Origin of the sequence: Mycolicibacterium neworleansense (genome assembly GCF_001245615.1) — a bacterium.
In the GTDB taxonomy this organism is placed as follows: Bacteria; Actinomycetota; Actinomycetes; order Mycobacteriales; family Mycobacteriaceae; genus Mycobacterium; species Mycobacterium neworleansense.
In genome coordinates this window covers 186,179-209,161 of the sequence record NZ_CWKH01000003.1, presented here as the reverse complement: position 1 = coordinate 209,161, position 22,983 = coordinate 186,179, and the positions used below count along the sequence as shown (strand labels likewise).

20 protein-coding genes and 1 pseudogene are annotated in these 22,983 nt (G+C 67.8%); 11 read left to right on the top strand and 10 right to left on the bottom strand.

The features are described from left to right. Positions 1 to 2,592, top strand: coding sequence for a bifunctional FO biosynthesis protein CofGH (locus BN2156_RS25435; RefSeq protein WP_162490962.1), 2,592 nt, complete (start codon positions 1 to 3; stop codon positions 2,590 to 2,592). Positions 2,593 to 2,685: 93 nt separating this feature from the next. On the opposite strand, the gene BN2156_RS25430 is transcribed toward BN2156_RS25435, so the two are convergent. Next, positions 2,686 to 3,261, bottom strand: a complete 576-nt coding sequence (locus tag BN2156_RS25430) for an excalibur calcium-binding domain-containing protein (RefSeq protein ID WP_090517784.1) — start codon at positions 3,259 to 3,261, stop codon at positions 2,686 to 2,688. A 179-nt stretch (positions 3,262 to 3,440) separates the two neighbouring features. Here BN2156_RS25430 and BN2156_RS25425 point away from each other — a divergent pair, with 179 nt between their 5' ends. Together BN2156_RS25425 and BN2156_RS25420 are read left to right on the top strand one after the other, a co-directional pair. Continuing rightward, positions 3,441 to 3,989 carry a YceI family protein gene (locus BN2156_RS25425; RefSeq protein WP_090517783.1) on the top strand — a complete coding sequence of 183 codons (549 nt, stop codon included), beginning with the start codon at positions 3,441 to 3,443 and terminating at the stop codon, positions 3,987 to 3,989. A 225-nt stretch (positions 3,990 to 4,214) separates the two neighbouring features. Continuing rightward, positions 4,215 to 4,898 carry a GAF and ANTAR domain-containing protein gene (locus tag BN2156_RS25420; protein WP_090517782.1) on the top strand — a complete coding sequence of 228 codons (684 nt, stop codon included), beginning with the start codon at positions 4,215 to 4,217 and terminating at the stop codon, positions 4,896 to 4,898. 5 nt (positions 4,899 to 4,903) lie between these two features. Here the strand turns inward: BN2156_RS25420 and BN2156_RS25415 are convergent, their stop codons facing one another. Beyond that, the gene (locus BN2156_RS25415) at positions 4,904 to 6,919 is read right to left on the bottom strand and encodes an NADPH-dependent 2,4-dienoyl-CoA reductase (protein ID WP_090517781.1); all 2,016 of its coding nucleotides are present in this window, start codon (positions 6,917 to 6,919) and stop codon (positions 4,904 to 4,906) included. Positions 6,920 to 7,180: 261 nt separating this feature from the next. Here BN2156_RS25415 and fdxA point away from each other — a divergent pair, with 261 nt between their 5' ends. Further along, entirely contained in the window at positions 7,181 to 7,504 is a 324-nt protein-coding gene (gene fdxA, locus BN2156_RS25410) for a ferredoxin (RefSeq protein ID WP_003882174.1), read from the top strand. Positions 7,505 to 7,533: 29 nt separating this feature from the next. Beyond that, entirely contained in the window at positions 7,534 to 8,640 is a 1,107-nt protein-coding gene (dapC, locus tag BN2156_RS25405; protein ID WP_090517780.1) for a succinyldiaminopimelate transaminase, read from the top strand. On the opposite strand, the gene BN2156_RS25400 is transcribed toward dapC, so the two are convergent. The 4 genes from BN2156_RS25400 to BN2156_RS25385 form a co-directional block, all read right to left on the bottom strand. Then, positions 8,629 to 9,246: a response regulator gene (locus BN2156_RS25400; RefSeq protein WP_090517779.1), complete on the bottom strand. Its 618-nt coding sequence runs from the start codon at positions 9,244 to 9,246 to the stop codon at positions 8,629 to 8,631. The two genes, dapC and BN2156_RS25400, sit on opposite strands and share 12 nt — an antisense overlap. Beyond that, a complete protein-coding gene (locus BN2156_RS25395; protein WP_235625497.1) occupies positions 9,243 to 10,463 on the bottom strand; it encodes a sensor histidine kinase in 1,221 nt (406 codons plus the stop codon). The genes BN2156_RS25400 and BN2156_RS25395 overlap by 4 nt, the downstream gene beginning before the upstream one ends. A gap of 9 nt (positions 10,464 to 10,472) precedes the next feature. Then, on the bottom strand, positions 10,473 to 11,969 hold the full coding sequence (locus BN2156_RS25390) for a carotenoid oxygenase family protein (protein ID WP_090517778.1): 1,497 nt from the start codon (positions 11,967 to 11,969) through the stop codon (positions 10,473 to 10,475). 79 nt (positions 11,970 to 12,048) lie between these two features. Continuing rightward, positions 12,049 to 13,620, bottom strand: a complete 1,572-nt coding sequence (locus tag BN2156_RS25385) for a PucR family transcriptional regulator (protein WP_090517777.1) — start codon at positions 13,618 to 13,620, stop codon at positions 12,049 to 12,051. Between the two features lie 83 nt (positions 13,621 to 13,703). Between BN2156_RS25385 and pruA the strand changes: the two genes are divergently transcribed. Beyond that, a complete protein-coding gene (gene pruA / locus BN2156_RS25380; protein ID WP_090517776.1) occupies positions 13,704 to 15,332 on the top strand; it encodes an L-glutamate gamma-semialdehyde dehydrogenase in 1,629 nt (542 codons plus the stop codon). Between the two features lies 1 nt (position 15,333). After that, positions 15,334 to 16,293 (top strand): proline dehydrogenase family protein, encoded by a 960-nt coding sequence (locus tag BN2156_RS25375; RefSeq protein ID WP_090517775.1) that lies wholly within the window; start codon positions 15,334 to 15,336, stop codon positions 16,291 to 16,293. Between the two features lie 9 nt (positions 16,294 to 16,302). Here the strand turns inward: BN2156_RS25375 and BN2156_RS25370 are convergent, their stop codons facing one another. From BN2156_RS25370 to BN2156_RS31300, 3 genes and pseudogenes are all read right to left on the bottom strand, one after another. After that, entirely contained in the window at positions 16,303 to 17,334 is a 1,032-nt protein-coding gene (locus tag BN2156_RS25370) for an isopenicillin N synthase family dioxygenase (RefSeq protein WP_090517774.1), read from the bottom strand. Positions 17,335 to 17,368: 34 nt separating this feature from the next. Then, on the bottom strand, positions 17,369 to 17,932 hold the full coding sequence (locus BN2156_RS31305; RefSeq protein WP_162491005.1) for an NUDIX domain-containing protein: 564 nt from the start codon (positions 17,930 to 17,932) through the stop codon (positions 17,369 to 17,371). Further along, positions 17,921 to 18,394 (bottom strand): annotated as a pseudogene (locus BN2156_RS31300) (DUF309 domain-containing protein); the annotation flags it as partial. The pseudogene BN2156_RS31300 and the gene BN2156_RS31305, both read right to left, overlap by 12 nt. A 25-nt stretch (positions 18,395 to 18,419) precedes the next feature. Here BN2156_RS31300 and BN2156_RS25355 point away from each other — a divergent pair. Together BN2156_RS25355 and BN2156_RS25350 are read left to right on the top strand one after the other, a co-directional pair. Beyond that, positions 18,420 to 19,826 carry an acyl-CoA synthetase gene (locus BN2156_RS25355; RefSeq protein ID WP_090517773.1) on the top strand — a complete coding sequence of 469 codons (1,407 nt, stop codon included), beginning with the start codon at positions 18,420 to 18,422 and terminating at the stop codon, positions 19,824 to 19,826. Continuing rightward, positions 19,817 to 20,164: a VOC family protein gene (locus tag BN2156_RS25350; RefSeq protein ID WP_090517772.1), complete on the top strand. Its 348-nt coding sequence runs from the start codon at positions 19,817 to 19,819 to the stop codon at positions 20,162 to 20,164. Before BN2156_RS25355 ends, BN2156_RS25350 begins: the two co-directional genes overlap by 10 nt. A gap of 404 nt (positions 20,165 to 20,568) precedes the next feature. Here the strand turns inward: BN2156_RS25350 and dapD are convergent, their stop codons facing one another. Further along, complete coding sequence (gene dapD, locus BN2156_RS25340; protein WP_090517770.1) at positions 20,569 to 21,513, bottom strand: 2,3,4,5-tetrahydropyridine-2,6-dicarboxylate N-succinyltransferase; 945 nt, start codon at positions 21,511 to 21,513, stop codon at positions 20,569 to 20,571. A gap of 34 nt (positions 21,514 to 21,547) precedes the next feature. Between dapD and dapE the strand changes: the two genes are divergently transcribed. Continuing rightward, the gene (gene dapE, locus BN2156_RS25335) at positions 21,548 to 22,612 is read left to right on the top strand and encodes a succinyl-diaminopimelate desuccinylase (protein WP_090517769.1); all 1,065 of its coding nucleotides are present in this window, start codon (positions 21,548 to 21,550) and stop codon (positions 22,610 to 22,612) included. Then, positions 22,609 to 22,974, top strand: a complete 366-nt coding sequence (locus BN2156_RS25330) for an Hsp15 family ribosome-associated heat shock protein (RefSeq protein ID WP_090517768.1) — start codon at positions 22,609 to 22,611, stop codon at positions 22,972 to 22,974. Before dapE ends, BN2156_RS25330 begins: the two co-directional genes overlap by 4 nt. The last annotated feature ends 9 nt before the right edge of the window (positions 22,975 to 22,983 follow it).

The window sequence follows — 22,983 nt, the reverse complement described above, 5'->3', positions numbered from 1 at the left end:
GTGGCTCTGAACCCTCAGCACGGCGCCGATCTGCCCATCCCGGCCGTCCCACCGAAGCCTGCTGCGCCCAGCGCAGCGACCACCTCGGCGGCCCTGCGGCGTGTGTTGCGCCGGGCTCGTGACGGTGTGGCCCTCAATGTCGATGAGGCTGCCATTGCGATGACCGCCCGCGGTGAGGATCTGGCCGATCTGTGCGCCAGCGCCGCCCGGGTGCGTGACGCCGGACTGGAATCGGCGGGCCGGCTTGGAGTCAACGGACGGCTTCCGGTCAGCTACTCGCGCAAGGTGTTCATCCCGGTGACGCATCTGTGCCGCGACACCTGCCATTACTGCACGTTTGTCACCGTGCCCGGAAAGCTGCGCGCGCAGGGCATGGGCATGTACATGGAGCCCGACGAGATTCTCGACGTGGCCCGCCAAGGCGCCGAGCTGGGCTGCAAGGAAGCACTGTTCACCCTCGGTGACCGTCCCGAGGATCGCTGGGACGAGGCCCGGCAGTGGCTCGACGAGCGCGGCTACGACTCCACACTGGACTACGTGCGGGCCATGGCCATCCGGGTCCTCGAAGAGACCGGACTGCTGCCGCACCTGAACCCCGGCGTGATGAGCTGGTCGGAACTGTCGCGCCTGAAGCCGGTCGCGCCGTCGATGGGCATGATGCTGGAGACCACCTCCCGGCGCCTGTTCGAGACCAAGGGCGAAGCCCACTACGGCAGCCCTGACAAGGACCCGGCGGTGCGGCTGCGCACGCTCGACGATGCCGGTCGGCTGTCGATCCCGTTCACCACCGGCCTGCTGGTGGGGATCGGTGAGACGCTGACCGAACGTGCCGAGACTATGCATGCCATCCGCAAGTCGCACAAGGAGTTCGGTCACGTCCAGGAAGTGATCGTGCAGAACTTCCGGGCCAAGGACCACACCGCGATGGCGTCAACACCCGATGCCGGGATCGACGACTTCCTGGCGACCATCGCGGTGACGCGCCTGGTGCTCGGGCCCAAGATGCGTATCCAGGCCCCGCCCAATCTGGTGTCACGTGAGGAATGCCTGGCGCTGATCGGGGCCGGTGTCGACGACTGGGGCGGCGTATCACCGCTGACTCCTGACCACGTCAACCCGGAACGGCCCTGGCCGGCGCTGGATGATCTGGCCGATGTCACCGCGCAGGCAGGCTATGACCTGGTGCAGCGGCTGACCGCGCAACCGCAGTACGTGCAGGCCGGAGCGGCCTGGATCGATCCTCGGGTGCGTGGACATGTCGACGCGCTGGCCGATGCCGACACCGGGTTCGCCCTCGACGTCAATCCGGTGGGCCGGCCGTGGCAGGAGCCCGATGAGGCGTCGGAATCGTTGGGCCGTATCGATTTGCATTCGGCGATCGACTCCGAAGGCCGGCTGACCGAGACCCGAAGCGACCTCGATAGTGCGTTCGGGGACTGGGAGTCGATCCGGGCCAAGGTGAACGAGCTGGCCGCCCGGGCGCCTGAACGCATCGATACCGATGTGCTGGCCGCGCTGCGTTCGGCGGAACGCAATCCGGGCGGCTGCAGCGACGACGAGTATCTGGCGCTGGCCACCGCGGACGGTCCGGCGTTGGAAGCCGTTACCGCACTGGCTGATTCGCTGCGCCGCGATGCCGTCGGAGACGACGTCACCTTCGTCGTCAACCGCAACATCAACTTCACCAACATCTGCTATACCGGCTGCCGGTTCTGCGCGTTCGCCCAACGCAAGGGCGACGCCGACGCGTACTCGCTGTCCACCGACGAGGTGGCCGACCGCGCCTGGGAGGCCCACGTCGCCGGGGCCACCGAGGTCTGCATGCAGGGCGGCATCGATCCGGAACTGCCTGTCACCGGGTACGCCGATCTGGTGCGCGCGGTCAAGGCGCGGGTGCCATCGATGCACGTACATGCGTTCAGCCCCATGGAGATCGCCAACGGCGTGACCCGCAGCGGGCTGTCAGTCCGGGAATGGCTGACGTCATTGCGTGAGGCCGGGCTGGGGTCGATTCCCGGCACCGCCGCCGAGATCCTCGATGACGAGGTGCGCTGGGTGCTGACCAAGGGCAAGCTGCCGACGTCGGAGTGGATCAACGTGGTGACGACCGCGCACGAGGTGGGGCTGCGCTCGTCGTCGACGATGATGTACGGCCACGTGGACACGCCGAAACACTGGGTGGGCCACCTCAACGTGCTGCGGTCGATCCAGGACCGCACCGGTGGGTTCACCGAGTTCGTGCCGCTGCCGTTCGTCCATCAGTCCTCGCCGCTGTATCTGGCCGGCGGGGCGCGGCCCGGGCCCACCCACCGCGATAACCGGGCGGTGCACGCGTTGGCCCGGATCATGTTGCACGGCAGGATCTCTCACATCCAGACCAGTTGGGTCAAGCTCGGCATCGAGCGCACACAGGTGATGCTGCGCGGTGGTGCCAACGACCTGGGCGGCACGTTGATGGAGGAGACCATCTCCCGGATGGCCGGCTCGGAGAACGGCTCGGCCAAGACGGTGGCCGAGCTCGTCGCGATCGCCGAGGGCATCGGCCGCCCCGCCCGTCAACGCACCACGGATTACTCACCTCTCGCGGCATAAGCCCCCTGCACGGCGACCACCCCTGCACCGCGAGCGTGCGTGTTTGCCGGTGCACACGCCGCCAAATGTGGGCATTCCGCGCACGCTCGCGAGCTACGACAGTGCGCTCGCGCGGGTCAAGCAGGTCACGTCGTGTCCGTCGCCCGCGGTTCCCGAGTCCACCAGCAGCCCGTCGAGGATCTCGCAGGAGAGACTGCCGGCCTCGCCGATGACCGGATCGGCACCGACCATCTGGTCGCCGACGCCGTTACTGAACAACTGGGCCCGGCCGCCGCAGTGCGAGGCGGTCTGTAGCGTGCCCGCGGCACCGGATGGCGCCGTGATGTCGATGCAATTCGCGCCCGTCCAGGTGACGACGGTGGTGTAGCCGCCGGTGGTGGCGGGAGCCGCCGGCGCTTGTGTGGCCGGCCCGGCTGCGGCCGGAGCGCTGCCGTATCCGCCATACAGCGGAAGGCTTCCACCGCCGGATGCAGAACCGCCGCCCGTCTCGCAAGCGACGCCGTCGCCGTCGCGGTCCAGCTTTGAGCTGTACCCGGGTTGGCCTGCATAAAGGGGAGCGGCGCCGGCTGCGCGGGCCGCGGCGCAACTCGGATAGGCGCCGGCCATGGGTGCTGTGATGAGGCCGGTTGTTGCTGCGACACAGGCCAGCGTCAGGCTGAGTAGGCGCATACCAGTAGTTCCGATCTTAAAATTGACAGATGTGCAAATTGCTGACCTGTGCATGATGCACTGCTGTCCTCAGGACTGAGGAAAAAATCCGGAAAATCGGGAATTGAATCGGACTACGGTCCGGTTATCCTCGGTGAAGGTGCCGGAGCGACCGGCTCTCGAACCAACAAGGAGACACCATGACCGTCGCAGTAGCCACCGACCTGACCGCAGGCACCTGGGCCATCGACCCCGTGCATTCATCGATCAACTTTTCGGTCCGCCACCTCATGGTGAGCAAGGTTCGTGGCAGCTTCCAGACGTTCAGCGGCGCGATCACCGTGGCCGAGGACGGCACCCCGTCGGTCAGCGCCACCATCGACGTCAATTCCATCGACACCCGCAACGAGCAGCGCGACGCGCATGTGCGCTCCGCGGACTTCTTCGACGCCGAGAACTACCCGACCGCCACCTTCGTTTCCACCGGCGTGCGTCCCGATGGCGACGACTACATCGTCGACGGCGACTTCACCCTCAAGGGCGTGACCAAGCCGGTGGCGCTCAAGCTTGAGTTCAACGGCGTGAACCCCGGTATGGGGCAGGGCGCAGTCGCAGGCTTCGAGGCCTCGGTTGTGTTGAACCGCAAGGACTTCGGCATCGACATCGACATGCCGCTGGAGACCGGCGGCACCGTCGTCGGCGACAAGGTCACCATCACCCTCGAGATCGAGGCGCTCAAGCAGGCCTGACGCTTACCTGGACTGCCCTTGTCACGCTGGAGTGGCGCTCAAGCTCCGTCGCTGCTCCAGCGTGACAATGCCCGATCAGGCGGCCCCGCCGGCACGATGTCTGAACCGACGAGACCTCGGCGAGGGCGATGGTCGACCATGGCTCTCACCTAGTCAACGAGGTTGCCCCCAGGCTGACGCGATAAACACGTGTGTATTGACGCCCGCGTGGGAATCCTTGACCGCATGGCCGAGTTATCGAGGCACGACTTGGCTGTGCGCATGGCGGACCTCGCCCGCACGGTTGCCACTCCACGCACGGTCGACGAGATTTTGGCCGACGTCACTGCCACGGCCACTGAGCTGATCGCGGGTGTGGACACGGCCGGGGTGCTGCTGGTCGCAGCTGGCGGCAAGTTCGAATCGTTGGCGGGGACCAGTGATCTGCCACATATCCTCGATGAGCTGCAGATGACGTTTCAAGAGGGGCCGTGTATGCAGGCCGCACTCGACGACGTGGTGGTACGCACGGACGACTTCCGTGAGGAGACACGCTGGCCGAGCTACTCGAAAGTCGCTATCGAGATCGGCGTTCTGAGCGGCCTGTCCCTCAAGCTCTACACCGCTGACCGCACGGCCGGCGCGCTCAACCTGTTCGGATTCCAGCCCAGGGCGTGGGACTCCGAGGCCGAGACCATCGGGACGGTGCTCGCCGCGCACGCCGCCGCCGCGCTGCTGGCCGGAAGGCATACCGAGCAGCTGACATCGGCACTGTCGACCCGCGATCGCATCGGCCAGGCCAAGGGCATCATCATGGAGCGCTACCAGATCGACGACATCCAAGCCTTCGAGTTGCTCAGACGCCTGTCGCAGGAAAGCAACACCAAGCTCATCGACGTCGCCCAGCAGGTCATCGACACCCGCGCCTAGCGGACCTACAGACGCGCGGCCAATTCGGTGCCCTGCTTGATGGCCCGCTTCGCGTCGAGTTCGGCCGCGACCGCGGCGCCTCCGATGATGTGCGGCTCGATGCCGGCGGTGCGCAAGCCATCCTCGAGATCGCGCACCGATTCCTGCCCCGCGCAGATCACCACATTGTCGACGGGGAGCACCCGCCGGTCGCGACGCTCGGCGCCGAAGCTGATGTGCAGGCCCTCGTCGTCGATCAGCTCGTAATTCACGCCGGAAAGCTGATGCACCCCTTTGGCTTTCAGTGACGCACGGTGGACCCAGCCGCTGGTCTTCCCCAGGTTGCGGCCCTGTGCGCCCTTGGTGCGCTGCAGCAGATACACCTCGCGGACGGCCGGGGCGGGCAGGGGAGTGGTCAGTGCACCGCGTGCCTCCTGGGGATCGGCCGCACCCCACTCGGCCTTCCATTCCTTGAGGTTGAGTGTCGGGGATTCATCGGTGGTGAGGAATTCACTGACGTCGAAACCGATTCCGCCGGCACCGATCACCGCGACCGACTTGCCCACCGGCGCGCCGGTGATGGCCTGTGCGTAGGTGAGCACCTTCGGATGGTCGATGCCGGGAATGGCGGGAAGCCGCGGGGTGACCCCGCTGGCCAGCACAACATGATCGAAGCCGGCCAGATCCTCGACCCCGGCCCGGACGCCCAGCCGCACATCGACCTCGAGCTTGGCCAGCATCGTGGTGTAGTAGCGGATGGTCTGGTTGAACTCTTCCTTGCCGGGAATCCTTCTGGCCAAGTCGAATTGGCCGCCGATGGCCGATCCCGCCTCGAACAGTGTCACCTGGTGGCCGCGCTGGGCGGCACTGACGGCGGCGGACAGTCCCGCGGGTCCGGCGCCGACGACGGCCACCGACCGGGCGCGGCGCGTCGGGCTGAGTACCAGCGTGGTTTCCCGCCCGGCCCGCGGATTGAGCAGGCACGAGACCTTCTTGTGGACGAAGGCATGGTCGAGACAGGCCTGATTGCAGGCGATGCAGGTGTTGATCTCGTCGGCCCGCTCCTCGGCGGCCTTGAGGACCCAGTCGGGATCGCTGAGGAAGGGCCGGGCCATCGAGATCAACTGGACGTGGGTATCGGCCAGGGTCTGTTCGGCGGTCTGCGGCATGTTGATCCGGTTGGAGGCCACCACCGGGATCGAGATGTGCTCGGCCAGCGCACTGCTGATGTCGACGAACGCGCTGTTGGGCACCGATGTGACGATCGTGGGCACCCGTGCCTCGTGCCAGCCGAACCCCGAGTTGACGATCGTTGCTCCGGCTGCCTCGACTTCGGTTGCCAGCGCGACGATTTCGTCCCACGTCTGGCCGTCCTCGACGTAGTCGGCCATCGACATCCGGTAGCAGATGATGAAATCGGAGCCCACCGCCTCACGCACCCGGCGCACGATCTCGACCGGGAAGCGGCGGCGTTTCTCCGGGGTGCCGCCCCACGCGTCGGTGCGCTTGTTGGTGCGCGGCGCGAGGAACTGGTTGAGCAGATAGCCTTCGCTGCCCATGATCTCGACACCGTCATAGCCCGCCTCGCGGGCCAGCAGGGCGCAGCGCACGAAATCGCCGATGGTGCCCTCGACATCGCGCAAGGCTCGTGGCCGGAACGGGTTGATGGGGGCCTTGATCGCCGACGCGCTCACCGAAAGTGGATGGTAGGCATAGCGTCCGGCGTGCAAGATCTGCAGCAGGATCTTGCCGTCGGCCTCGTGCACGGCGCCGGTGATCCGGCGATGGCGCCGCGCCTCCGAGGACGACACCAGTTGTGAGGCGAACGGCAGCAGCCAGCCGGTCTTGTTCGGCGCGTAGCCGCCGGTGATGATCAGCCCAACGCCACCGCGCGCCCGCTCGGCGAAATACTCGGCCAGCTTGGCGGTGTCCCCGGCACGATCCTCCAGGCCCGTGTGCATCGACCCCATCACCACGCGATTGCGCAGTGTGGTGAACCCGAGGTCCAACGGTGACAGAAGGTTCGGATAGGCCAGCCCCATGTCGGCAGGGTAAGTGGGACCGGCGGTCCTATGCAACTAGTTGTATGACATTGCCGCAGTGAAGTTGTAGGTCGTGGCGACTAGGCGAGGGGTATCTGCGACGTTTAGTATCTGTTACTACGCGCCACCCTTAAATGTGTGGTGCGTGAAGTTAGGGCACACTGAGACGAACGTCCAAGTATGGGCAACGCATACTGTGACGTCGACTCATCAGAGTCCCGAACACCGAGCCCAGCAGCCCACTGGACAGGAGAGACATCAGTGACGTACGTCATTGCCGAACCCTGCGTCGACGTCAAAGACAAGGCATGTATCGAGGAGTGCCCGGTCGATTGCATCTACGAGGGTGCACGCATGCTGTACATCCACCCCGATGAGTGTGTGGACTGCGGCGCATGCGAACCCGTCTGCCCGGTCGAGGCCATCTACTACGAAGATGACGTCCCGGACCAGTGGAGCAGCTACGCGCAGGCCAACGCTGATTTCTTCTCCGAACTGGGCTCGCCCGGCGGCGCCTCCAAGGTCGGCCAGACCGACAATGACCCGCAGGTCATCAAGGACCTGCCGGCCAAGGCCGAGGACTGAGCACGGTCGAAACCGGCTTCGAGACTGACGTGGTGCGACAGCGTCGTTCGGCGGTACTGCCAGAGTTCCCCTGGGACACCCTGGCCGACGTCACGGCTCTGGCCCGCTCGCACCCCGACGGAATCGTCGACCTTTCGGTAGGCACTCCGGTAGACCCGGTGGCGCCGGTGATCCGGGATGCGCTGGCCGCCGCCAGCTCCGCCCCGGGCTATCCGACGACCGCCGGTACGCCGGCACTGCGTGCCTCCGCCGAGGCGGCACTACGACGCCGGTACGGCATCACCGGGCTGGCGCCGGATGCAGTGCTGCCGGTCATCGGCACCAAGGAGCTGATCGCCTGGCTGCCCACGCTGCTGGCGATCGGCGCCGGCGATACCGTCGTCGTCCCCGAGCTGGCCTACCCCACCTATGAGGTGGGCGCCCTGCTGGCCGGGGCCCAGGTGCTGCGCGCCGATTCGCTGACCCAGCTGGGTCCGCAGCGTCCCGCGCTGATCTACCTGAACTCGCCGAGCAACCCGACCGGCCGTGTCCTCGGCGTCGACCACCTGCGCAAGGTGGTGTCCTGGGCCCGCGAACGTGACGTGCTGATCGCCTCGGACGAGTGCTACCTCGGCCTGAGCTGGGACGCCGAGCCGCTCAGCGTGCTGCACCCATCGGTCAGCGACGGTGACCACACCGGGCTGCTGGCCGTGCACTCGCTGTCCAAGACCTCCTCGCTGGCCGGCTACCGCGCCGGATTCGTCGCCGGAGACCCCGCCGTGGTGGCAGAACTGCTCGCGGTGCGCAAGCACGCCGGAATGATCGTGCCGACGCCGGTGCAGGCCGCGATGGTGGCCGCTCTCGACGACGACGAGCACGAGGCCGTCCAACGCGAGCGGTACGCGAAGCGCCGCGCGGTGCTGCTGCCCGCCCTGCAGGTAGCCGGGTTCACCGTCGAGCACTCCGAGGCGGGCCTGTACCTGTGGGCCACCCGCGGCGAGCCTTGCCGCGACACCGTCAAATGGCTGGCCGGACGCGGGATCCTCGCCGCACCGGGCGAGTTCTACGGCCCGGCCGGAGCCCAGTACGTGCGGATCGCGCTGACGGCGACGGACGAGCGCATCGCCGCCGCCGTCCAGCGTCTGTCAGCCCAGTAAACCCAGCGACATCGCTGTGGTGACCGCCGCCGTGCGGTCGGACACCCCGAGCTTCTGGAACGCGCGTAGCAGGTGCGTCTTCACCGTGGCCTCGCTGATGTGCAGGGCCAGGCCGACATCGGCGTTGGTGGCGCCCTTCGCCACCAACGCCAGGACCTCCGCCTCGCGCGCCGACAGCGTCACCGACGGTGCCCGGACCGCGTTCACCAAGCGGTCGGCGAGCCCCGGGGCGAGCACCGTCTTGCCCAGCGCGGCGTCGCGCACCGCCCGGGCCAACTCGGCGCGGGACGCGTCCTTGAGCAGATAGCCCGTCGCCCCGGCCTCGACGGCACGAAGGATGTCGGTGTCGCTCTCGTAGGTGGTGACCACGACGATGTGCGTCGACGGATTGTCGGCCAGAATCCGGGCGGTGGCAGCGACGCCGTCGATCCCGGGCATCCGCAGATCCATCAGGATGACATCGGGGCGCAGCGTCCGGGCCAGTCCGATCGCCTCAGTTCCGGAGCCGGCCTCACCGACCACGGTCAGGTCCTCCTCGGCCTCGATCATGCCGCGCAGCCCCTCCCGGACCACCGGATGGTCATCGACCAGCAGCACGGTGGTCATGCCGGCACCGCCACGTCGACCCGCACGCCGCCGCCTTCGGCTGTGGACAGCGTCAACGTTCCGCCGACCTGATCCAGCCGGGCCCGCATGCCGCGCAGTCCGAATCCGTCGGCGTGATCGGGCCGCAAGCCGATACCGTTGTCGGACAGGGAAAGTCGTACCCCGTTGGCGGCCGGCTCCAACCGCACCCTCAGCTCACTGGCGTGGGCATGCCTGCGCACGTTCGCCATCGCCTCCTGCGCGCTGCGCAGCAGCACGACGTCGGTGGCCATGCCCAGTTGCGGCAGGTCGTCGTCGATCCGCACGTCGACGACGATGCCGGTCTCGGCGGCCAAGCCCTCGGCCTGGCGGCGCAGCGCGGCGGGCAGCGAACCTTCTTCCAGCGCGGCGGGGGTCAGCCGGGTCACCATCGTCCGGGCCTCCGCCAGGTTGTCCCGCGCGGTGCTGCGGATCAGCTCGACGTGGCGGGCGGCGGCGGCCGGATCGGTCTCGTTCTCGGCCTGCACCGCCTGTGCGAGCGCCACGATGCTGGTGAACCCCTGAGCCAGGGTGTCGTGGATTTCCCGGGCCAGCCGCTCGCGCTCGGCCGCCACCCCGGCCTTGCGGGACAACTCGGCGGCCTGGGCCCGGCTGGCCGCCAGCTCGGCGACCGTCTCGGCCAACTGCTGCCGCTGGCGCATCGTGGTCATGATCGTGGTGCCGATGATCGGTGCCGCCACCGCGCCCACCAGCGTCACCGCCGCCACGGCCGGCAGGCTAGGCCACCCCAGCCCATGGCTGGCCACGGCCAGACCCAACGGTGCCAGGGTGACCAGGAACGTCAGCGTCAACGCCGCCGCCAGCGGCAACGTGGCGAAGATCAGCGGATACAGCGCCGGGATTGCCGCAACCGCAGGCGCCGCCGCCAACAGCGCGACGAGCCACAGGCCGATCATCACCGCCACGAACATCGCGGTGCGCGCCCGCACCGGGCCGACGATGGGATCCGCATCGTGAATCACATTGCGGCCGAACATCAGAACGATCACGACCATCGTGATGAGTGCACCGCAGGCCAGCGGTACGTTGCCGCCGAGCGTGTGCCGCAACAGCACGACAGCGACGATCGCCGCGATGCACAGCCCGCAGACGTAGGTCTCCCACATCCAGTGCCAGTCCGACGGTGCACCGACGGTGGGCCTCGAATCCGGGGGCGTGGCCGGACCGGTTTCGGTCATCTGCCGATGCTAACGGGCGGACGGGCTTTCGGATGCCACCCAATTGCCGTGGAAGCCGTGCGGAACCCGGACCGGAATGTGCACGGTGGCAACGGGTGCCAGGCTCTGCCCGTCGAGCAGCACGAGATCACTGCGATTCTCGGCACGGTCGTAGACGAATCCCATCACCACGCCGTCGTTCTCGTCGGCGTCCGGTCCGGACGGGACGAAGACGAACTCCCCGGGCTCACGTCCGGGCCCGAAATCGATCCGCTCCACATCGCCGTCACGCAGGTCATGACGCAGGATCGCGGCCGGTGCCGCATCGGGGTCCGACGGCAGGCTGACGGTGTAGCCGTACCGGTGCCGGCGGCCGGTGAGCCGGTCATCGATGCGGGGAAACTCCTGGACCGAGTCGTCGAGTTGCTGCTCGTGCACACGGTCGGAGCCAAGATCAATGGTCCAGCGCGCCAACGTGATCGAATCGGTGAACAGCCGGTCGCCGGTGGTGAACACCGCCGGGTGCCGCACCACATCGAGCACCACCTGCTCGCCGTCCGGCCCGGTCTGGTCGTAACCGTTGAGGGCGTGGAACACGTAGCACGGTGCCACGTCGAACCACCGGATGTCGGCCGCCGAGCCCTCGCGCGGCAGTACACCGACGCGGGCACCGTGCTCCGGCGCCCACCGATAGGGCATCGATGTCGTCGGCAATGCGGCCCGTTCCGATCCGCGCATCGCCGCGCGCAACACGAAGTCCGGTGCCGCGTGCCGGGCGGCGAACCCGGTGAGCAACCGCGCCGCGGCCCGCGCCGGTGCACTCTTGACCATGGTCGTCAGGTCCAGCACCACCGGCAGGTCATAGATCACCACATACTTCTCGGTCAGCGTGAAATCGTGCATCATCGTGTGCGCGGGCAAGGCGATGTCGACGGTGCGCCGCACCCTACCGTCCACCCCGGTGACGGAATAGCTCACCAGGTTGCCGCGCAGCGGGTTATACGTGACCGCATGCAGCTCACCGGTTTTCGGATCGTGCTTGGGGTGTGCGGTGAATCCCCCGAACAGCGTGCCGCAGAAGTCAGACGGGCCCACCGTGTCGAGTTCCTCGGTGAGCTCGTAGGGCCGCGCCCCAGCCTCGGTGATCACCAACGTCTTGCCGGCATGGCCGATGATGTTGGTGTTGGCCGGGAAATCGAATCCTGCAGTGTGCGCGCCGCCGGCCCACTTCTCACCGAGCAGCCGCGACACCGAGCTCGAGCGCACCCAGCGGTTGCGGTACCAGGTCGCCGCGCCGTCACGCAGCCGGATCCCGTGCGCCATGCCGTCGCCGAGGAACCAGTGATGGCGCTGCGGATCGGGAGCCCGCAGCGGATTGGGTCCGGTGCGCAGATAGCGCCCGTCGAGATAGTCCGGGATCGTCCCGGTGACCTTGAGGTCGGTGACCGTGACCTCGTCATGCACCGGTGCGAAGTTCCCGCTGAGATACGGATGCTCGGATTCCTGCTGAACCGCTTCGGTAGTCATACCCCTACGGTGCCCCTCTGGGCGCCTGCCCGCGACGACTTCACGGCTGATTCGTCTGTCAACCGAACGATGGACAGGCTCACATGGTGGCACGCAGGCTCAACGACAGCAGCAGCCGCACATCGGCATCGTTGAGTGAGGCGCCCAACAGCCGCTCGACCCGGCGGATCCGGTAGCGCACGGTGTTGGGGTGGACATGTAGGTGCAGCGCGGCCGCAGCCACGTCACCGAAGCAGTCCAGGTACACGCCCAGGGTTTCGGCGAGCACCGGCTCGTCGGCGCGCAGTGTGCGCACCCGCGGATCGATCAACCGCTCGTCGGCCGCGATCGCGGTGACGATTTCGTCGAGCAGCACCGTGGTGCGCGCCTCGGCAAGGGAGGTGACCGCCGCCAGCGTTCCCGGATGACGTTCGGCGGTGTCGAGCACCCGGTCCACATCGGCGCGGGCAGCGGCGGCACCGGACAACCCGGCCACCGGGCCGGCGACCACCGCATGCAACTGCAGACCCAACTCGGCCCGCAGGGCGGCCACGGTGCCCCGCACCCACGACGTCACGGCCTTGCCGGTGCTGGGGAACAACACGTAGACGCGGAACCCCGCCGATGCCATCTGCGCGTCGTGGCGAAAAGCGCTGGCGCTCAATGCCAGGACATCGGCCAGGCGAGTACCGGGGGCGCCGCCGTCGAAACCGATCACCGCGGCCCGGCCGTCGGCCGCCACACCCAGTTCCCTGGCGATGAGTTCCACCTCGACCGGCGCATCCGCCTCGCCCAGCCCAAGCAGTTCCTGGACCCGCACGGCATGCGTCGACGGGGCCGCCGCCAGCCGCGCCATGATGCGCGCGGCCAGTACCGCGGCTCCGCGCAGCACATCCTCGGCGTCGTCGGCGAACGGGCGACTGCCCTGCTGCACCCAGATCGTGCCGACGAAGGCTGCGGCCCGACGCTCGTCGACGGCGGGGGCGAAGATGCCGATCGCCAGCCTGGGCCGCAGCCCGAGTTCCGGGCGTTCGGCCACCCACACCGCCTCCGGCCGGGACCGCAGCGCATCGAAGATGCCCCATTGCGCGATCCAGGCCAGATGCTCCGGTGGCCCGGCCCGGCCGAGAATCGACAGCCGCCGCAACTCGTCGGCCTCGTCGCTGGAGGCCGAATAGGCCAACACGTGGGATTGGGCGTCCTCGATGCTGACCATGCCGTGCGTGCGCTCGGCCACGGACTGCGCCAGGCCGAACAGGTCGGTGTCCGAATCGTGCAGCGCGCCGTCGCCGTGGTGCTCGAAGACGTGGTTGACCAACCGGTAGAGCCGCTCCCAGCGGGCCCGCGGGTCGACGGCGACGACTGCGGTGCCGCCGGCCACCGCACGCTCGACGACGGCACTCGACGGTTCTTTGATGAAGATGGCCGCGGGGGCCCGGCGCACATTCTGGTGTTCGACCCAGCGCAGCGCCTCGGTTTCGGAGACGCCCAGCAGGAAGAACACATCGGCAGCGCCCGCCGACGGCGCCAGGCCCAGCCGCACGTCGTCGGAATCGATCAGCGCGGCCGAGGCCACCGGCAGATCCAGGCCGCGCGGTGCCTGCACCAGCCGGACCAGCGTGGCGTCCAGCGCCAGCAGCAGTTGTCCCAGGCTGACGCCGGTGGTGCGCATGTTGTCCGATTCTACTGATACTGCCGGTGAGGCTTGTGTATATGGACAAATGTTGCGTGGGTCACGTCGGGGATTCTTGACGTATGGATGCCATCACCGACGTGCCGTCGCCGGCCAACGAGCCGGTCCATGACTACGCCCCGGGCTCGGCGGAACGCGCCCGGCTCACCACCGCGCTCGGCGAACTGACCGGCGCCCCGATCGACCTGCCGCACGTCATCGGTGGCAGACACACCATGGGCAGCGGCGCTCGCATCGACGTGGTGCAGCCGCACTGCCACAACGCGCGGCTTGGCACACTCACCAACGCCGAACACGCAGACGCCCGCGCGGCGATCGACGCCGCACTGGCCGCCAAGAGTGACTGGGCGGCGATGCCGTTCGACGAGCGCGCCGCGGTGTTCCTGCGCGCGGCCGACCTGCTGTCCGGACCGTGGCGGGAGAAGATCGCCGCGGCCACCATGCTCGGCCAGTCCAAGACCGCCTATCAGGCCGAGATCGACGCGCCCTGCGAGCTGATCGACTTCTGGCGGTTCAACGTCGAGTTCGCCCGCCAGATCCTGGCCCAGCAGCCGATCAGCAGCCCCGGGGTGTGGAACCGTACCGACCACCGGCCGCTCGAGGGCTTCGTCTATGCCATCACACCGTTCAACTTCACCGCGATCGCCGGCAACCTGCCCACCGCGCCCGCCCTGATGGGCAACACCGTGGTGTGGAAACCCTCACCCACCCAGACCTTCGCGGCCTACCTGACCATGCAACTGCTGGAGGCCGCCGGCCTGCCGCCCGGGGTGATCAACCTGGTGGCCGGCGACGGAATCGCGGTTTCGGATGTGGCACTGGCCGATCCGCGACTGGCCGGCATCCACTTCACCGGGTCGACCGCCACGTTCCAGCACCTGTGGCGTGCGGTCGGCACGAACATCGACCGCTACCACACATATCCACGGCTGGTCGGCGAAACCGGTGGCAAGGACTTCGTTGTCGCCCACACCTCGGCCCGCCCGGATGTGCTGCGCACCGCCCTCATTCGCGGCGCCTTCGACTACCAGGGCCAGAAGTGCTCAGCGGCCTCCCGGGCCTTCATCCCGCGCTCGGTATGGCACCAGATGGGCGACGACTTCCTCTCGGCCACCTCGGACCTCACATACGGCGATGTCACCGACCTGACCAACTACGGCGGAGCCGTGATCGATGAACGCGCCTTCGCCAAGAACGTCGCGGCGATCGAGCGGGCCAAGAGTGCCGCAGGCGTCACCATCGCCGCGGGCGGCGAATACGACGACAGCGAGGGCTATTTCGTGCGGCCCACCGTCCTGCTGTCCGACGACCCGACCGACGAGGCGTTCTCCACCGAGTACTTCGGTCCGATCCTGGCCGTGCACGTCTACCCGGACGAGGACTACGAGCGGATCCTGGACGTCGTCGACACCGGCGCCCGCTACGCCCTGACCGGGGCGGTCATCGCCGACGACCGTTCCGCGGTGCGGACCGCCGCCGACCGGCTGCGCAATGCGGCAGGCAACTTCTACGTCAATGACAAGCCCACCGGCGCGGTCGTCGGCCAGCAGCCGTTCGGCGGCTCCCGGGCCTCGGGCACCAACGACAAGGCCGGCTCCGCACTGAACCTGCTGCGCTGGACCTCGGCCCGCTCCATCAAGGAGACGTTCGTACCGCCGACCAACCACGCCTATCCGCACATGGAGGCCTGACATGGGCGTGTTCCAGCGGGTTGCCCGCCCGGCCATCCTGGCCGCATCACACTCGCCGCGGCTCCGCCACACCGCCGAACGCCTCCCGATCACCCGCAAGGTGGTCGACCGGTTCGTCGCGGGGGAGACGGTGCCCGATGCGCTCGACACCGTTGGTGCACTGCGGGATTCGGGGCGCTTCGTCACCGTCGATTACCTCGGTGAGGACACCACGAGCAACGACGACGCCGAACGCACGGTGCAGGCCTACCTCACCCTGCTCGACGGCTTGGCCCGCCGCGACGACACCGACAGCGGTGTGCGGCCGCTGGAAGTGTCGCTCAAGCTCTCGGCCCTCGGCCAGGCCCTGCCCCGTGACGGCGACAAGATCGCCTACGAGAACGCGCACACCATCTGTGCCAAGGCCCGCGAGGTGGGAGCCTGGGTGACCGTCGATGCCGAAGACCACACCACCACCGACTCGACTCTGTCGATCGTGCGTGATCTGCGCACCGAATTCGACTGGCTCGGAACGGTTCTGCAGGCCTATCTGCGCCGAACCGAAGCCGACTGCCGCGAGTTCGCCGCCGCCGGAGCCCGGATCAGACTGTGCAAGGGCGCCTACGACGAACCGGCTTCGGTGGCCTACCGCGACGCCGAGGAGGTCACCAACTCCTACCTGCGGTGCTTGCGGGTGCTGATGGCCGGATCGGGTTACCCGATGGTGGCCTCACACGACCCGGTGCTCATCGACGCCGTGCCGGCACTGACCGCTGAATTCAGCCGGGACGTGGACAGTTTCGAATACCAGATGCTCTACAACATCCGCGACGCCGAACAACGCCGGCTGGCCGATGAAGGCAACCATGTCCGGGTGTACGTCCCCTTCGGCAACGAGTGGTACGGCTACTTCGTGCGACGGTTGGCCGAGCGCCCGGCCAACCTGGCGTTCTTCCTGCGTGCTCTGGCCGAACGGCACTGAGCCACAACCTCAGTGCGGACTCAGGTCATACGCGACCTTGAACTTGTTGAGCAGATACGGTCCCGACACCACTGGCTCATACCGCGGTGGGTTGTCCGCTGAGGCGCACGTGGGAATGCACTCGATCACGGCGTTGAAGTTGGGCTGGTGGAAGAACGGCAGCGTGAACCGCTCGGCCGTGGGTGCTCCGGTGCTCACCACCCGATGCAGCGTGCTGACCCACCGGTCATTGGTCCACCGGGCCAGCAGGTCACCGATGTTGATGACGAATGCGCCTGGCACCACCGGTACATCCAGCCACTCGCCGCGATCGCCCCGAACCTGCAGTCCGCTCTGGTATTCGTCCTGCAGCAGGATCGTGAGGTTGCCCCAGTCGCTGTGCTGGCTCAACCGGATGTGGCCGGCCGGCTGATCATCGGCCGGGTAGTGATTGGCCATCAGGTTGGAGTTGTGCCGGTCGATCGAGGTGTCGAACCAGTCTTCGCGCAAGCCCAGGGCCAAAGCGAACAGGCGCGACAACTCGGTCGCAAGCGACGCCATCTCGGTGTAATAGCGTTGATAGGCCGTGCGGAATCCCGGCACCTCGGGCCATTGCTCGGCGACGAAGACGCGTTCGTCGGTCCATCCCGGCCCGTCGAACCCCTCTGGATTGCCCAGCGGAAAGTACACGAATTTCTCTACGTGATCCGGTGATTCGTGCTCGGCGGCGCGATCGGCTCCGTCGTTGGTGGCCGCGAGGCTGCCGGCACTGCTGAACCCACGTGCCAGGGGATCAGCGGGATCCGCCCCGGTTTGTTCCTTGATTGCCCGTGGCAGCGAGAAGAACTCGCGCAGCGCGCGGTTGACGTCCTCGATCACCGCTTCGGGCACGCCATGGCCGACGAGCAGCAGGAAGCCGCTGCTCTCACAGCACCGGCCGATCGCCTCGGCCACTGCCTGACGCTGGCGCGGGTCGCCGTTTCGGGCGCTGCTGATATCGATCAACGGCACGAAGCCGTCTCGTAGGACAACTTGGTCGACTATCACCTCTGGTTGGTTCACGCGCTCGACGCTAGAACCTGAACCTAAGTTGATGTCAACGCTGAATCCGGCTCTCCCGCAACAGCAGAAATGTCAACGCGGCGAGACTCTGGGCGTCGGTGATCTCACCGTCGCGGATCATCCGGTCCAGCTCGGAGCGGGAGAACCACGCGCTGTGCATGTCTTGTTCCTCATGCTCACGTTCGTGCTCACCCTCGGTGAGGCCGGTCGCCAGGAACACCCAGCCCCGCTGGCTGCTCATGCCGGCAGCCACGTCGAGCTGGCCGAGCCGTTGCATGCTCTCCGCGCGCAGGCCCGTCTCCTCCCGAAGCTCGCGGTGAGCGAGCGCGGTCGGATCCAGGTGCTGCTGTTCGGGTGCGGTGCCCTGCGGAAACTCCCAGCGCCGCAGCCCGAGTGGATAGCGGAACTGCTCGACGAGGTGAAACCGATCCTGCTCGGGGTCATACGGGATCACCAGGGCATAGGTCGGTTTGTCCACCACGGCGTAGACGCCGGTGCTGCCGTCGGGACGGACGATGTCGTCCTCGCGCAGCGTCAACCAGTCGTTGCGGTACACCTCGCGCGTCGCCGTCTGCCGGATGGCGGCGGTGAGCTGGATATGTAGCCGCTCGGTGATGACGTCGTTCTCGTCGACGTCATCGGCGAGGGTCTCGGCGTAGGTGACCAGTCCGGCCACGTCGACGCCGTAGGGCGCCGGTTGAGCCACACCGGAGAGCCGTGCCGAGGCGCGTCGCAGCAAGGTGGCCGCGCCAATCAGATTGCCGCGCTGCACATGTGTGATGCCGACGGCCAGCTGGGCCAACCCCTGCCAGAGGGCACGCTCCTGTTCCGGGCCGTTCTTCCATGCCGCTTCGAGCACTTCGTGCGCGCTGAACGCCTGACCGCGGTCGAGCAACTCCTGCGCATAGGCAAGAGTCTCGGCCGGCGAGAGCTCCAGGTCATCGGGGATCCGGGCGACGCCGTCACTGCCGTAGGGCAGCGGCCGGCCGAGTGCGTCGCGCGGACGGGTACTGCGCGGCCGGCCCGAGTCGTCGCGGTCGCGTCCAGCTGCTGGGCCCATACCACCCGACGGTAGCCTCACAAGGGTGTTGCTGGCCTCTTTGAACCCCGCAGCTGTCGCCGCAGGCGCCGAGCTGGCCGACGCCGTGTCCATCGATGGTGCCGTGCTGAGCCGCAGTGATCTCGTCGGCGCCGCCACCTCGGTGGCCGAGCGGGTGGCGGTCGCGCAGCGTGTCGCAGTCCTGGCGACACCCACCCCGACGACCGTCCTCGCCATCATCGGATGCCTGATCGCCGGCGTCCCGGTGGTCCCGGTACCCGCCGACGTCGGTGCCGCCGAACGCCGGCACATCCTGACCGACTCCGGCGCCCAGGCCTGGCTGGGGGAGCGGCCAGAAGAGACCGAGGGGTTGCCGCACATCCCGGTACGGCTGCACGCGCGGTCCTGGCACCGCTATCCCGAGCCGGCACCTGACTCGACCGCGATCATCATGTACACCTCGGGCACCACCGGCGCCCCCAAGGGCGTGCCGATGAGCCGCCGGGCCATCGCCGACGACATCGACGCGCTGGCCGCTGCGTGGCAGTGGACCGCCGCCGACACCCTGGTGCACGGTCTGCCGCTGTTCCACGTGCACGGTCTGGTGCTGGGGCTGCTCGGGTCACTGCGAATCGGAAACCGCTTCATACACACCGGGAAACCGACCCCGGCCGCGTACGCGCAGGCGCAGGGCACGCTGTACTTCGGGGTGCCAACGGTGTGGTCGCGCGTGGTCAAGGACCTCGACTCGGCGCTGGCCCTTTCCACGGCGCGGCTGCTGGTCTCCGGCAGTGCGCCGCTGCCGGTGCCGGTGTTCGACGAGCTGGTGCGACTGACCGGGCACGCCCCGGTGGAGCGCTACGGCAGCACCGAATCGCTGATCACGCTCAGCACCCGAGTCGACGGTGAGCGCCGGCCCGGCTGGGTCGGGCTGCCGCTGGCCGGAGTGCAAACCCGGCTGGTCGACGACGACGGCGCACCGGTGCCGCACGACGGCGAGACCATCGGACGGCTGCAGATCAAGGGCCCCATGGTGTTCAGCGGCTACCTCAACCGGCCCGACGCGACCGCCGACGCTTTCGACTCCGAGGGTTGGTACCGCACCGGCGACGTCGCCGTCATCGACGCCGACGGCATGCACCGCATCGTCGGGCGCGAGTCGGTGGACCTGATCAAGTCCGGCGGCTACCGCATCGGTGCCGGCGAGATCGAGACCGTGCTGCTGGGCCATGACGGGGTCGACGAGGTCGCTGTGGTCGGGATGCCCGACGACGATCTGGGGCAGCGCATCGTCGCCTTCGTCGTCGGCACCGCCGAACCCGAGGCGTTGATCGAGTTTGTCGCCCAACAACTTTCGGCACACAAACGGCCCCGCGAAGTCCGGCTGGTCGACAACCTGCCCCGCAATGCGATGGGCAAGGTGATGAAAAAGGAACTGGCGCAATGGGGCTGAGGTTCTCCGAGATCTGCATCGACGCGCACGACCCCGAAGCGTTGGGGGCCTGGTGGTCGAAGGTGCTCGGCTGGCCCGCCCACACCGACTCCGACGGCGACGTGATCCTCACCCCGCCAGACGGCGCCGGCCCCACCTGGCTTTTCACCCCCGTGCCGGAGGACAAGGTGGTCAAGAACCGCCTGCACCCGGACTTCACCCCCGATGATCAGCAGGCCGAGGTGGACCGGCTGATCGGCCTCGGCGCCCGCCACGTCGATGTCGGCCAGGGCGACGAGACCTGGGTGGTGCTGGCCGACCCCGAGGGCAACGAGTTCTGCGTGCTTGCCGCTGAGTAGGGGTACCTTGGGTAAAGACGGGGCATGAACTGCACGTCAGTGCCGTGCCTCGGTTTGGAGGCCAGCATGAATCTCAAGAAAGCCGCCGGAACAGCACTCATTGCCGGTGCGCTCGGTATCGGCTCCCTTGCACTTGGCGCGGGTTCGGCCCAGGCTGACCCGCGTTGGGGTCCCGACATTCCCTGGATTCCGGACCCTGGCTGGGTTGACTGGAATCCTGGGGTCAACTGGGGCCCGCCCGGACAGGTCAAGAAATGGTGCCCCGGAAACGTTCCGCCTGGTCATAAGATCGGCGGCCCGCACGGCCCGTTCCCCTGCTTCTGAGCGTTCAGTCCTCGAAAGTTGGCTTGTGTGTCAAATTTCCGCGAAGTGTGACACACAAGCCGACGTTCGGCGGAAGAAAACTAGTTGGCGTGCAGCGCCTCGTTGAGCGTGATGCCGGTGCCGTCGCGCTTGACCACCTCGACCGCGCCAGAAAGTGAGTTGCGGCGGAACAGCAGGTTGTTGGCCCCGGACAGCTCGACGGCCTTGGTCGTCTGACCATCGGCGGTGGTCACCTTGGTACCGCCGGTGACATACAGCCCGGCCTCGATCACACAGTCATCGCCCAGCGAGATACCAAGGCCCGCGTTGGCGCCCAGCAGGCAGCGCTTGCCCACCGAGATGACCTCTTTGCCGCCGCCGGACAGCGTGCCCATGATCGACGCGCCGCCACCGATGTCAGAGCCGTCGTCGACGACGACACCCGCGGAGATGCGGCCCTCCACCATCGAGGTGCCCAGCGTGCCGGCGTTGAAGTTCACGAAGCCCTCGTGCATCACCGTCGTGCCCGAGGCCAGGTGCGCGCCCAGGCGGACCCGGTCGGCGTCGGCGATACGTACACCCGACGGCAACACGTAGTCGACCATCCGCGGGAACTTGTCGACGCCGTAGACCGCGACGGCGCCGCGGCGGCGCAGCTTGGCGCGCACTGTCTCGAAGCCCTCGACCGCGCACGGCCCGAAGTTCGTCCACACCACGTTGGCCAGCGCACCGAAGATGCCGTCCATGTTGGCGCCGTGCGGGGCCACGAGCCGGTGCGAGAGCAGGTGCAACCGCAGGTAGGCATCATGCGCATCGGCCGGCTTGTCGTCCAGCGAGGCGATCGTGGTGCGCACCGCGACCACCTCGACACCACGGTCGGCATCGGGGCCGGTCAGGTCCGCGAACTCGGCGGGCACATCCTCGCCCGTCAGCTTCACCGTGCCGGCTTCGCCGGAGGCGCTCAGCTCAGGGGCGGGAAACCAGGTGTCCAGGACGGTTCCGTCGGTGGTGATGGTGGCCAGGCCGACGCCAGATGCTGCAGTCACGTTGGCCTAGGTTACTGGACTACCGTTGAGCATCGTGGGCCTGGATTTGACTGCCGATCCGATCGCGCTGACCGCTGCCTTGGTGGACATCCCCAGCGAGTCGCGTCATGAACAGCGCATCGCCGACGAAATCGAAGCTGCCCTGCGTGCGCAGGCACCGTGGTTCGAGGTGATCCGCAACGGCGACGCAGTGCTCGCCCGCACGAACCTGGGCCGTCCGTCGCGGGTGATGCTGGCGGGGCACATCGACACCGTCCCCATCGCCGACAACCTGCCCAGTCACATCGCCAACGGCGAGCTGTGGGGCTGCGGCACGTCGGACATGAAATCCGGTGACGCGGTCTTCCTGCACCTGGCCGCCACGATCGCCGAGCCCAGCCACGACATCACCCTGGTGATGTATGACTGCGAGGAGATCGAGTCCAGCGCCAACGGGCTCGGGCGCATCGAACGCGAGCTGCCCGACTGGCTGCAAGCCGATGTCGCGATTCTCGGCGAACCGTCCGGAGGTTTCATCGAGGCCGGCTGCCAGGGCACCATCCGCGTCGTCGTCAGCGCCACCGGCACCCGCGCCCATTCCGCCCGATCGTGGCTGGGCGACAACGCCATTCACAAACTGGGCGCGGTGCTCGACCGGCTCACCGCCTATCAGCCCCGCAACGTCGACATCGACGGCTGCGTCTACCGCGAAGGACTCTCGGCGGTACGGATCGACGGCGGCATCGCCGGCAACGTCATCCCCGACGCCGCATCGGTGACGGTCAACTTCCGCTTCGCCCCCGACCGCAGCATCGAGGCGGCCGTCGCCCACGTGCACGAAGTGTTCGACGGGCTCGACGTCGCCATCGACCTGACCGACGCCGCTGCCGGCGCCCTGCCCGGTCTGGCCAAACCCGCCGCCGCCGCGCTGGTGGCCGCGGCCGGAGGACAGGTCCGCGCCAAATACGGCTGGACCGACGTGTCCCGCTTCGCCGCACTGGGAATCCCCGCGGTCAACTACGGGCCGGGCGACCCCAACCTCGCCCACAAGGTCGACGAACGGGTCGAGGTCGCCCAGATCACCGCCGTCACCGACATGCTGCGGCGTTATCTGACATGAGCACCGTCCGCGTCGACAGCTGGATCTGGGCCGTGCGCATCACCAAGACCCGGTCGGCGGCCGCTGCCGCCTGTCGCGGCGGCCATGTCCGGGTCAACAACGTGCCCGCCAAACCGGCGCAGCACGTGAGCCCCGGCGACGAGGTGCGGGTCCGGCTCGACGGACGCGAACGGATCGTGGAGGTCATCCGGCCGATCGCCAAACGTGTGGGTGCATCAGTGGCTTCGGAATGCATGATCGACCGCAGCCCGCCACCGCCGCCCAAGGAGATTCTGGCCGCGGTTCCGGTCCGTGATCGTGGAGCCGGACGGCCCACGAAACGTGAACGGCGACAACTCGATCGGCTGCGCGGAACGTTCTGAACCGTAAAT